General features: G+C 69.9%; 10 protein-coding genes. 6 read left to right on the top strand and 4 right to left on the bottom strand.

From position 1 onward, the window contains the following. The coding region (locus CM1CMNOD_RS05075) for a LysM peptidoglycan-binding domain-containing protein (protein WP_131773862.1) at positions 1–274 on the top strand (274 nt) is incomplete at its 5' end. A 33-nt stretch (positions 275–307) separates the two neighbouring features. Beyond that, complete coding sequence (locus CM1CMNOD_RS05070) at positions 308–970, top strand: Rv3235 family protein (protein ID WP_013872587.1); 663 nt, start codon at positions 308–310, stop codon at positions 968–970. A 236-nt stretch (positions 971–1,206) separates the two neighbouring features. Here the strand turns inward: CM1CMNOD_RS05070 and secA are convergent, their stop codons facing one another. After that, complete coding sequence (gene secA / locus CM1CMNOD_RS05065; protein WP_013872586.1) at positions 1,207–4,167, bottom strand: preprotein translocase subunit SecA; 2,961 nt, start codon at positions 4,165–4,167, stop codon at positions 1,207–1,209. Between the two features lie 346 nt (positions 4,168–4,513). Between secA and CM1CMNOD_RS05060 the strand changes: the two genes are divergently transcribed. Further along, positions 4,514–5,068: a GNAT family N-acetyltransferase gene (locus CM1CMNOD_RS05060; protein ID WP_013872585.1), complete on the top strand. Its 555-nt coding sequence runs from the start codon at positions 4,514–4,516 to the stop codon at positions 5,066–5,068. Positions 5,069–5,257: 189 nt separating this feature from the next. Here the strand turns inward: CM1CMNOD_RS05060 and CM1CMNOD_RS05055 are convergent, their stop codons facing one another. The 3 genes from CM1CMNOD_RS05055 to CM1CMNOD_RS05045 all read right to left on the bottom strand — a co-directional run bounded on the left by CM1CMNOD_RS05055 (position 5,258) and on the right by CM1CMNOD_RS05045 (position 7,890). Then, positions 5,258–5,962 carry a response regulator gene (locus tag CM1CMNOD_RS05055; RefSeq protein ID WP_013872584.1) on the bottom strand — a complete coding sequence of 235 codons (705 nt, stop codon included), beginning with the start codon at positions 5,960–5,962 and terminating at the stop codon, positions 5,258–5,260. Positions 5,963–6,163: 201 nt separating this feature from the next. Then, positions 6,164–6,847, bottom strand: coding sequence for a ribosome hibernation-promoting factor, HPF/YfiA family (gene hpf, locus CM1CMNOD_RS05050; protein ID WP_043604988.1), 684 nt, complete (start codon positions 6,845–6,847; stop codon positions 6,164–6,166). Positions 6,848–7,041: 194 nt separating this feature from the next. Then, complete coding sequence (locus tag CM1CMNOD_RS05045; RefSeq protein WP_043603038.1) at positions 7,042–7,890, bottom strand: ComF family protein; 849 nt, start codon at positions 7,888–7,890, stop codon at positions 7,042–7,044. A gap of 424 nt (positions 7,891–8,314) precedes the next feature. Here CM1CMNOD_RS05045 and CM1CMNOD_RS05040 point away from each other — a divergent pair, with 424 nt between their 5' ends. The 3 genes from CM1CMNOD_RS05040 to CM1CMNOD_RS05030 all read left to right on the top strand — a co-directional run. Then, positions 8,315–9,361, top strand: coding sequence for a glycerophosphoryl diester phosphodiesterase membrane domain-containing protein (locus tag CM1CMNOD_RS05040; RefSeq protein WP_013872581.1), 1,047 nt, complete (start codon positions 8,315–8,317; stop codon positions 9,359–9,361). A gap of 83 nt (positions 9,362–9,444) precedes the next feature. Beyond that, entirely contained in the window at positions 9,445–10,080 is a 636-nt protein-coding gene (locus CM1CMNOD_RS05035) for a DUF4129 domain-containing protein (RefSeq protein WP_347403387.1), read from the top strand. A gap of 360 nt (positions 10,081–10,440) precedes the next feature. Further along, a partial coding sequence (locus CM1CMNOD_RS05030; RefSeq protein WP_207387464.1) for a DUF4350 domain-containing protein occupies positions 10,441–11,300 on the top strand: 860 nt, incomplete at its 3' end.

Here is an 11,300-nt window from a genome sequence, read left to right as displayed (position 1 = left end):
GGCACCGCGGGGAGTCGGGACGCCCGGCCAGCCCACACCCGCGTCCCCGCCACCATCGCCAGCCACCCAGGTCCAGGACAGCGCCGTGGTCGTCGTGCTGCGCGGCGACACGCTCTGGACGATCGCGGCCCGCCATCTCGGGGCGGGCGCGACCACCGAGCAGATCGCGCGGGAATGGCCACGGTGGTGGGCCGCGAACAAGCACGTGATCGGCTCCAACCCCGACAAGATCTTTCCAGGGCAGCACCTACAGCCGCCCCCTCCCCGGCCCTGACCCCGCCCATCACTCCCATCTGGAGAAGACGCCGTGACCACTGCGACCACCGCGGCAGACCCTGCGCACACAGGGTCCACCCGCGCGCGACGCTTCTACCAGATACCGCTCGCCCCCACCGATCCGCCGTACGACGACGATCCGCGGGCCGGCACCTGGGGGGCACACCCACCCGCCGGCAGCACGGCGGCAGCCCCGGTCGTCCTCGCGCCGCCCCGTGCCGATCATGCCGACCGCGGCGACCAGCGACCGTATCCGGCCAGAAACACGCTGGTACGGCCGCTGCGGCCCCTCCCGGGTCCCGGGCATGCCGATGCCCCAGGCGCCCAGGAACTCCCCTCGGCCCGGGCCGCGGCCACCGTCGTCGTGCGGGCCATCGTCGAGGCCGTGACCGGGATCCGGCCCGCCGCGCACCTTGTCGCCTGGACGTCCCCACGGGTGCAGGCAGATCTTGAACGGCTGGTCGCCGCCAACGTCCGGCACCGGCGCCACACCCTTCGCTGCCTGCGGGTATGCGAACCGCGGGAAGGGATCGCCGAGGTTGCCGCCGTGATCGCCAGGGGCGATCGGGTGTCCGCTCTCGCCCTGCGGATGGAGACCGCCGGCAGCCGCTGGCGGGTCACCGTGCTACAGACCGACGCCCTTCGGCACGGTCCAGCAGGCACGCCCCGGGCAAGTACCGCTCCGGTTGTGTAGCGCCCGTGCGCACCGGCACGGGCCCCGTGCCGCGCGGACCAGCACGACGTTGGCCGGATCACGTCCCGCCGAAGGCTGCCAGGGGCTCTGCCGGGGGGTGTCCGTGTATCCCCCGGCGGGCGAGCTCACGGCGCCCCGCCAGGGACGCTCGGTGAACACGCTACCGCGGCCGACCGCGCCGTGACCTGCTCAGCTGACGTTCTGCCCAGGGGCCCGGTGGACGCGGCCCGGGGATGTCAGGCGGTGCTGCGATGGGCGGGGTCCCCGTGGCAACGCTTGTACTTGCGCCCGGAACCACACGGGCAGGGGGCGTTGCGAGCCGGGCGGCCGCTACCGGCGGCTGCCGGCTGCTGCCCACCGGATGCCCCGACCACACCCCCGGAGACCCGGGTCGTCACCGGCTCGGATCCGCCGTCCACTGACGGCGCCGTATAGCGAAGATCATCAGTGGGACGACGCGGCTCCAGGCCCTTGACGAACACCGGTGGTGGCGCGGATGCCGACTCGGCAGCGGAACGCGCCGGTGGACCGGCCGGCGCCACAGCGCCGCCGGCCTCGGCGGGAAGAACAGGCCCGGCTGCGGCCGCCGGCCGGACAGCCGTGGGGTGACCGGGCCTGCCGGGCACCTGCGCCGCGCCATCCACCGGGGTGATCGCCGGACTGGCCGGCACCGCGCCGGCCTCGGCGGCCCCGGAATCCGCGCCCGGAACCTGCACCTCGGCGTTGAACAGCAGCCTGACCGACTCCTCCTTGATGCCCTCCATCATGGTCTGGAACATGTCGTAGCCCTCCCGCTGGTACTCGACCAACGGGTCGCGCTGCCCCATTGCCCGCAGGCCGATTCCCTCCTGCAGGTAGTCCATTTCGTACAGGTGCTCACGCCATTTCCGGTCAAGGACGGCGAGGACGACCCGGCGTTCCAGTTCCCGTATGAGCGGGTCGCCGTCCGGGCCCGGGCCGAGGGCGTCCTCACGCCGGTCGTAGGCGTCGTGCGCGTCGGCCTGCAGCTCCTCGATCAGGGTTTCGGCGGTCAGACCCTCACGATCGTCCGGTGCCGGAACCTCCACGCCGACCTGGTACAGCTCACCCAGACCGGACCAGAGGGTGTCGAGGTCCCACTCCTCGGGATATCCCTCCGCGGTCGCGCCGCGAACGTACGCTTCCACCGTGTCGTCGATGAAATGGCGGACCTGTTCGTGCAGATCGGCCCCTTCGAGAACCTTCCGGCGCTCCTCGTAGATGACGGTGCGCTGCTTGTTCATCACCTCGTCGTATTTCAGGACGTTCTTGCGGATCTCGAAGTTCTGACCCTCGACCTGGGTCTGCGCGGAACGGATGGCACGGGTGACGATCTTCGATTCGATCGGCACGTCCTCGGGAATGTTGAGCCGGTCCATGATGCCCTCGACGGCCGCGGCGTTGAACAACCGCATGAGGTCGTCGCCCAGCGACAGGTAGAACCGGGATTCCCCGCGGTCGCCCTGGCGACCGGCTCGTCCGCGCAGCTGGTTGTCGATGCGACGGGACTCGTGGCGTTCGGTGCCCAGGACGTAGAGCCCGCCGAATGCCAGGACCTCCTCGTGCTCGGTGCTGACCGACGCGCGAGCCTTCTCCAGCGCCTCCGGCCAGGCCGCTTCGTAGTCCTCCGGGGTGTCGATCGGGCTCAGGCCGCGCTGACGCAGTTCTATCTGGGCGAGGAACTCGGGGTTGCCGCCGAGCATGATGTCGGTACCGCGCCCGGCCATGTTGGTGGCGACGGTCACCGCGCCCCGGCGCCCCGCCTCGGCGATGATCGAGGCTTCCCGCTCGTGCTGCTTGGCGTTGAGCACCTCGTGCTTCACACCACGCTTGGTCAGCTCCTTGGACAGGTATTCCGACTTCGCCACACTGGTCGTGCCGACAAGCACCGGCTGGCCCCTGTCGTGGCGCTCGGCGATGTCGTCGACGACCGCACTGAACTTGGCGACCTCGGTCTTGTACACGACGTCGGGCTGGTCGGCCCGGATCATCGGTTTGTTCGTGGGGATCGGCACAACGCCCAGGGTGTAGATCTGGTGGAACTCCGCCGCCTCCGTCATCGCAGTTCCGGTCATCCCGGACAGTTTGTCGTAGAGCCGGAAGTAGTTCTGCAGCGTGATCGTGGCCAGGGTCTGGTTCTCCTGCTTGATCTCGACCTTTTCCTTGGCCTCGATCGCCTGGTGCATACCCTCGCTGTAACGCCGGCCGTGCAGTACCCGACCGGTGAACTCGTCGACGATGAGAACCTCGCCGTCCGTGACGATGTAGTCCTTGTCCCGACGGTAGAGTTCTTTTGCCTTCAGAGCGTTGTTGAGATAGCCGACCAGCGGTGTGTTCACCGATTCGTAGAGGTTGTCGATACCGAGCTGGTCCTCCACCTTGGCCACCCCGCCCTCGGTGATGGCCACCGTCCGCTTGCCCTCTTCCACCTCGTAGTCGACGTCTCTGACCAGAGCCGGGGCAATACGGGCGAACTCGGTGTACCAGCGGGTCGGATTGTCCGCCGGCCCACTGATGATCAGTGGCGTCCTGGCCTCGTCGATCAGAATCGAGTCGACCTCGTCGACTATGGCGAAGTTGTGCCCGCGCTGTACGAGTTCCTCACCGCTCCAGGACATGTTGTCCCGCAGGTAGTCGAAGCCGAACTCGTTGTTGGTGCCGTAGGTGATGTCGGCCTCGTACTGCTGGCGGCGGACCGCCGGTGGCATCTGCGGGTGGATCACACCGACCGTGAGCCCGAGAAAGCGGTGCACCCGGCCCATGTTCTCCGCGTCCCGCTGGGCCAGATAGTCGTTGACGGTGACAATGTGCACGCCCTTACGGGACAACGCGTTCAGATAGGCCGGCAGCGTGGAGACGAGGGTCTTGCCCTCACCGGTCTTCATCTCGGCGATGTTGCCCAGGTGCAGGGCCGCCCCGCCCATGATCTGGACATCGAAGTGCCGCTGGCCGAGGGTCCGCCGGGCCGCTTCACGCACGGCCGCGAATGCTTCGGGGAGAAGTTCGTCGAGGGTTTCCCCGTCGTCGATCCGCTGCCGGAACTCGTCGGTCATCGCGCGCAGCTCGGCGTCGGTGAGCCCCACGAAGTCGTCCTCGAGGAGGTTCACCTGCTCGGTGATGGCCTTGAGCTTGCGCAGAATACGGCCCTCGCCGGCACGGAGGATCTTCTCGAGTACCACGGGTGAAACTCCTCGGGCGGCTTGTCAGCTGGGTCACCTACACAACGAGACTAGGCTAGACCCCCGGTGCTGATCGATCCTCCCCGTAGGGCGGGTCGGACACTCTTGCGACAGGTCGGATGCCTCACCGGGCGACCTCGCCCACCGAATGGGGCCGATCCTCCCTCCCCGTCAGGAGGGCGGTGCGGAATCGTACTGCCGCGACCGGCCGTGGATCCTTGTGACTGCTGGCGGATCCGCACCCGGCCCGGTCCCGGGGTCCATCCATCCATCAGAACGTACGGGAACCGCGGTCAGTGCCCGGCCCCCCGACGCTTCCCGCGGGTCCGTGGGCGATCCTGACCAGATGCCGAAGTTCGACCCCGTGGAGATCACAGCGGGCCGGATCCACCTCCGACCGTGGCTCCCCTCCGACATCGACGACGTCCACAACGCCTGCCAGGACCCGGACATCCAGCACTGGACGAGGATTCCCGCGCCCTACACCCGGCGGGACGCCGAGGCCTACGTCACCGAGCTCGCGCCCCGGCAGTGGGACGACGGCCGGGGTGCCCCGTTCGCCGTGCTGGACGCCACGTCGGGGTCGGTGCTGGCCTCCGTGAGCCTGACCGAGGTGACCGACGACGGCCTGGCCACGGTGGGTTACTGGTGCGCGCCGGGCGCGCGTGGTCAGGGCGTCGTCAGCCAGGCGGTCGGCGTGGTGGGCCGCTGGGCATTCCAGGTTCTCGGGGTCGAACGGCTGGAATGGACGGCCGGGGTCGGCAACTGGGCCTCCCGCCGGGTGGTGGAGAAGAACGGGTTCACCATCGAGGGCACCCTGCGCCGGGGCCTCGTCCTGCGCGGCGTCCGCATCGACTGCTGGATCGGTTCCCTGCTACCGGACGACCAGCCTCCGTCGTGACGGTCAGGAACCATCCGGCCAGGAATCATCACGACGACCGGCCTCGCTGACCGGCCGCGGGAAACCAATCCGGGAAATATGACGTACGCCAGGAGAAACACGGCATGCGCCAGCTCGGCGTGTCCCGGCCGGGCGACCGCCGCGACGGCCACCGACAGGCTCGGGCGGCGGGTGCGGATGGTGACGGATTCAGGTGATTTCCAGCAGCTTCTCCCTGACCGCGTAGACCACCGCTTCCATCCGGGAATGCAGCTGAAGCTTCTCCAGGATGTTGCGGATGTGGTTCTTGACCGTGTTCTCACTGATGAACAACTGCTTGGCGATGTCGCGGTTGTTGAGCCCCTTGGCGACGAGCCGCAGAACCTCCATCTCACGGTCGGTGAGCCTGGGAGTGGGCAACTGCGGCCGACTGTCCGCCTTTTTGATCATTAGTGCGAACTCGCTGAGGAGCTTCGAGGCCATCGAGGGACTGATCAGGCTCTGCCCACCGTGCACGGCGCGGATGGCGGTGGCGACCTCGTCGATCGAGATCTCCTTGAGCAGGTACCCCATGGCACCTGCCTTGATCGCGTCGTAGAGGTCGCCCTCTTCGTCACTGATGGTCAACATGACGATCTTTGCACTGGGCACTGCCTGCTTGATCGCGCTGGTCGCGTCGATCCCGCCGCGACGTGGCATCCGGACATCCATGAGGACGATGTCGGGCGCGGTGTCGACCGCCATAGTGACGGCTTCGGAACCGTCCGGCGCCTCACCGACCACCTCGATGTCCTTCTCCTGCTCAAGAACCATCTGTAGGCCACGCCGAAACAGAGCATGATCGTCAACGACGAGCACCCGGATGGGATCCGGCGACGACGGCTCCTCCCCCGGCTGGCGCCCATCCCCCGTCATATGACCTCCCTCACGTCGCGGCGGACCCCTGTCAGGTGACCCATACCGGTGCACGGGCCACCTGGCAGGCGGCTGAAGACGTCCACGGCAGATGGTCCCACGTCAATTGGACCTGCATGCCTTTACACCGTTGCGACCACGTCACGAGGTTGGTCGTAGCCGTCCTTCGGATCCGCCTGCCGGTGGCCCGGACACGGCGGCCTATGCGCGAACCGCGGAATCCTCGTGAGGATTCTGACCCGTGTCCGCGCCCGCATCCGACTCAAGCCGGATCAGACCGTAGTCGTAGCCGCACCGTCGGTAGACGACACTCGGCAGGCCCGTGTGCGCGTCACAGAAGAGGTAGAAGTCGTGGCCCACGAGCTCCATATTGGACAACGCGTCGTCGAGAGTCATGGGAGTGGCTCGGTGGATCTTCTCACGGACAATCATGGGGGACGGGTCCGCGACACCATAGTCCGCGTCGCCGGCGGCGACCGCCGAAGCATCGAGCGCGCCAGCGTCCGGCAGCCCGGACGGCCGGGCGGTGGCGGCCTGCGCCGACTGCGCCGACTGCGCCAGCGAGACACGGCCCGCGCCGTTGTGACGGATCCGCCTGTCGGCAGCCCGCCGTAGCCGTTCGGCGAGCTTCGCCGCGGCCAGGTCGAGCGCTGCGTAGGGGTCGGCCGCGGCGGCCTCCGCACGGATGACCGGACCCCGCGAGAACACGGTCAGCTCGACACGCTCACGGACGCCCGCCATGCGCGGGTTGTGCTCGCGGGAGAGCTCCGCATCCACCCGGAACGCTTTGTGATCGAACCTCTCAAGCTTCGCAATCTTGGCCTCGGCCTGCTCGCGGAACCTTTCGGGAACCGCGGTGTGCCTTCCCTTGACCACGATGTCCACTCGTTTCACCTTCCTGTAGACCGGAAGCCATGACAATCGGGTAGTCCCGACAGATCGGGCCATATCCCACTTCCGGTGTCGTGCCGTGTGCCAGGGCTTATCTGCTGCCTCGTTCCTTCCGCTCGGGCCCCCGGACACCTGGACCCTCGCTCCGCCTGTCAGTTCCCGCGGTGCCGGTACGGGTGACGACAGTTTTATCCCTCCGGTACCCTGATCGCAGGCAAACGGACAGCTTGGGGCCGGTCATCTCGAGTAGGGCGCCGGTGGGCCAACGTCGCGGCGGCGACCGCCGCCACCGATACCGGTACCGCGCCCGCGCACAGCACCCGGGTGGCTTCGCGGAGCGTCGCCCCGGTCGTCACGACGTCGTCGATGACGACGAACAACGGTCCGGGCGCCCCACCGCCGTCCCGGCCGGCGGAAACACCGGACGGGAAAGACCCCGCCGCGAAAGAAACATGGTCGCGTGGCCTTCGGCCTCCCGGAGCACGACGCAGGATGAACGCGCCGTCGATATTGGCCGCGCGTTCCGCGGCGCTCAGGCCCGCCTGGTCCGCCACCGGCCGGGCGGGGCTCAGCATCGGCACCACCCGCGCCGGCACACCGGCCCGGCACAGCACCCGGGCGGCGCCGTCGCCGAGCCGACGCACGTGGTCGAACCCGCGCCGGCGCACCGCGGCCCGGGTCGACGGCACCGGCACGAGAACGACCGGGCCGTCGTGCGCTGACATGGCCCTGGCCGCGACCACCGCGCGGGCGAGCGCCGACACGAGCGGGCCGGGGGCGTCCAACCGGCCTTTTTCCTTGAAGGCCAGCAGGATCCGGCGACACGGGCCGTCGTAGACGGCCCCGGCGAAGCACGGTGGCCCTCGCCGCTTCGGGGTGGCCGTCTGTCCCGGAGCGGCGAGGAATGCCGGCCGATCGACCGCGGCCTCGCACGCCGCGCAGACCGCCGAACCGGAACGGCCGCAGCCGGCGCAGCTTCGCGGCAGAAGAAGGTCCAGCAGAACCTCGAAGGCGACAGCCAGGTATGTGGTGGGCATGTGTCGCATGGTCACCCTGCCGGCCTCGACCTGACCAGCACCTGGTGCGCCCTGTGGAAAACCGTCATGGACGGTACCCGCCTGTGGACAACGCCTGTCCAGGGCGTCCAGGACGTGCATGATCTGTGGGCACAGCCTTCCTGTCGACACGAAAAGAAAATGAATGAATACATACAGGCATCGACAGTCGGCTTTCCCGCCCGCCTGACACTCAACATCGACAGATCTGGCACGATCGCACTCACCGGGTCCACCGGCAGTACGGGCACGCGGCAGGCCGGGCCGATCGTTGGCAGCGCGGATCCACCTGTACGACGAGCCGGTCACGGTGGCGCGGGTGCGCCGGCCCCGGACAGCGCGCCGGGACACTGGCGTGACCGCCTCCCCCGGACCGCCGGAGGCCCGAGAACGTGAGGAGACCGACATGACCGGCGGACCCGGCTGGGGCAACCCCCAGCCACCCGGCGGGCCGAATCCCGCGGACGGCCGGCAGCAGCCACCGCCACCCGGCTGGGGGCAGCCCCAGCCACCGCCGTCCGACTGGAACCAGCCGTCCCCGCCTCCCTGCTGGCATCAGTCACCACCGGGCTGGGGGCAACCGCGGTCGGAGGGGCCGGGCCAGTGGGGGCCGCTGCCGCGGGCTGAGAAACCGGGCATTATCCCGCTACGGCCGCTGGCCGTCGGCGAAATACTCGACGGCGCCTTCGCCGCGCTGCGGAGCAGCCCCGCGGCAATGATCGGGCTGACCTTCGGCGCCACCACCGCGACGCAGATCATCGCCGTCATTCTGGCCGAGATCGGTCAGCGCGGTCCCACCGGCGTCATGTTCCTCCTCGCCGCCGCGAACGCAATCATCATCTTCGTCACCGGCGGCGCGCTGGCGGGCACGCTCAGCGTGGTGGTCGGCGAGTTGACGCTGGGTAGCAGCGTCCGGATCGGAGAGGCGCTGCGGCGCGTCCGGCCCCGGCTGGCCAGTCTCACCGGGCTGTCGATCGTGGTGCCGCTGCTGGCCCTGATCGGGTTCGCCGGGTTCGTCCTCGGCGGCATCTTCGTAGCGGTCGCGCTGGCCCTGTCGATCCCCGTGCTCGTTCTCGAGGGCGGCACGATCAGGACGGCCATGCGACGCTCGTGGACGCTGGTACGCGGCGCGTGGTGGCGCATCTTCGGTGTCCTGCTGCTGACGGGGATAGTCGTCGCCGTCCTGCTGTCTGTTCTCGCCTTCGTCGTCGTGCTGGCCTTCACCGCCTTTACCAACGTCATGCCCGATCCGGCCAGCGGCGATCTCACCGGGTTGGATCTCGCGCTCAGCACAATAATGAGCATCATCTTCTACACTGTGATCGTTTCGGTCATGGCGAGCGTGGCCACGCTGCTCTACGTCGACCGCCGGATCCGGCTGGAAGGGCTCGACATGACGCTCGCCCAGGCGGCGCAGGAGCGCCGTGCCGCGACCGGCCAGGGCCCTCAGTGACGGGGCCACGGGCATCGGTAACGGGGGCACGAGCGTCCGGGCCATGGCACGGCGATGGCTGAACCGCTGTGATCGGGCCGGTGGTGACCCGTGACACGGCGGCGGAAGAAGCCCGCCGCGAGCTGTCCAGAGCGATCTACCACCGGGCCGGACCAGGCTGGTTCGAGCGTGCGGTGAACTGGCTCACCGTGCGGCTCGCCGATCTGTGGGCCGGCGTCACCGAGCCGTCCGGTGGCGGCCTCGGCATCGCGGCCGTCGTCATCGTGGTCGCCGCGGCCGCCGTGGCGTTGCGGCTGCGCCTCGGCCCACTGCGGCGGCAGGCCCGGACGGCCTCAGCCGACCTCGATCTGGCCAGCCCGCTGTCGGCGGCGGCGCTGCGGGCCGAGGCCGACGCCGCGGCCCGCGCCGGCGCGTTCGCCGACGCGGTGCGTTCCCGGCTGCGTGCCGTCGTACGGATGCTGGAGGAGTCAGGGGTACTCGAGCCCCGGCCGGGACGGACCGCCGGCGAACTGGTCGCCGAAGTCGGCCGGGTTGCGCCCGCCACCGCCCCCGTCCTGGCCGGGGCCGTGACCGTGTTCAGTGAGATCTGGTACGGCGGGCGGACCGCATCCGAGGCGTCCTACCGCACCGTCGTCCGGGCGGACGAAGCGCTCACCGGGCTGCGGCCACGGCCGGGAGCGGACGCCAGGCCGGCTCCCACCTTCACGGTGCCGGCTTGAGCCCCCTGGCCGGCCGGCGGCAGCGCAACCATGCTTCCGGCACTTCGCCTTCCGGCGCTCCGTCACGGGCTGTGCCAGCGCGGGGCGCTGTCCCGCCGGACGGACCCTTGCACACTGTGTCTCCGCAGATCGCGTCCTCACAGATCGCGTCCTCACAGGTCACGGTCTCGCAGGCCGCTGCCCCGCAGGCACCGGGCACCGGGCACCGGGCACCGGAGGCTCGATCCGCGAGCCCGCCGCAACATCCGCGTCACAGCCGTCCTGATATTACTTGTCGCCATCTGTACAACACTCGCGGTCATGTCCGACAGCTCGAACGGACGCCCACTCGATCCTGGGTCGGCCGACCCGGACGGGACCATGGCCCTGGCACAGCTCATGCAGGCGCACGGCGTTGCGGTCACCTCGACGAACGACCTGGCCGAGGCGGTGAACGAGTCGGATCCCGCCGATGTCACGATCGTGCTGACCCACCCGCAGCGGGCACCCGGGCAGGCGCTCGACGGACTCGCCCACCTGGCCGGCCAAGGCGCCGACGTGGTGCTCCTCGAGCCGGACGCGGCCGTCGTCGACGCCCTGGGCCTGCCGGTCACCGTCGCCAGCCGTGTCCCGTCCGGGACGCCCGCGCCACGATGCCAGCTGCCCGAGGCCACCGCCGCGGGGGCCGTCACGCTCGGTGGCAGGTCCGGTTTCCGGGCCGCCGGGCCGGACGCGGCCGAGGTCACCACGTGCTATCCGGTGGGGTCGGCCTCGGCCCTGGTCGTCGTGCCGGCGCCCCGGACACCGGGCCGACCGCCGGCACCATCTGGACCCGGGCGGTTCGTCCTGGTCGGCAACGCCGGTTTCATGACCAACGACCGGCTGGACGAGCAGGGCAACGCGGCACTCGCGATCGGGCTGCTCAACCGGCACCGGACGCTGTCCTGGGTGACCCCACAGCTCGGCGCGCCGGACGCGGTGGCCCGCAGGAGCCTGCTCGACCTGCTGCCCGACCGGGTGCCGCTGGCCTGCCTCCAGCTCGGCCTGGCCATGGTCGTCCTCGCCCTGTGGCGGGGTCGCCGGCTCGGCCCGCCGGTGCCCGAACCGCTCCCGGTCGTGGTGCGCGCCGCCGAGACCGTTGAGGGGCGAGGCCGCCTCTACGCCGCCGCGCAAGCCCGGGACCTGGCCGCGGCGGTGCTGCGGGCGACGGCACGCGGGCGGCTGACCGAACGGCTCGGGCT

The organism is Protofrankia symbiont of Coriaria myrtifolia, from assembly GCF_900634755.1.
Classification (GTDB): domain Bacteria; phylum Actinomycetota; class Actinomycetes; order Frankiales; family Frankiaceae; genus Protofrankia; species Protofrankia coriariae.
This window is presented reverse-complemented; position numbering and strand designations above follow the sequence as displayed.

What these genes read in the sequence shown, in the direction of transcription:
- CM1CMNOD_RS05060 (WP_013872585.1), top strand. Translation starts at nt 4,514, where the DNA reads ATGCCGAAGTTCGACCCCGTGGAGATCACAGCGGGCCGGATCCACCTC.
- CM1CMNOD_RS05055 (WP_013872584.1), bottom strand. Translation starts at nt 5,962, where the DNA reads ATGACGGGGGATGGGCGCCAGCCGGGGGAGGAGCCGTCGTCGCCGGAT.
- CM1CMNOD_RS05045 (WP_043603038.1), bottom strand. Translation starts at nt 7,890, where the DNA reads ATGCCCACCACATACCTGGCTGTCGCCTTCGAGGTTCTGCTGGACCTT.
- CM1CMNOD_RS05040 (WP_013872581.1), top strand. Translation starts at nt 8,315, where the DNA reads ATGACCGGCGGACCCGGCTGGGGCAACCCCCAGCCACCCGGCGGGCCG.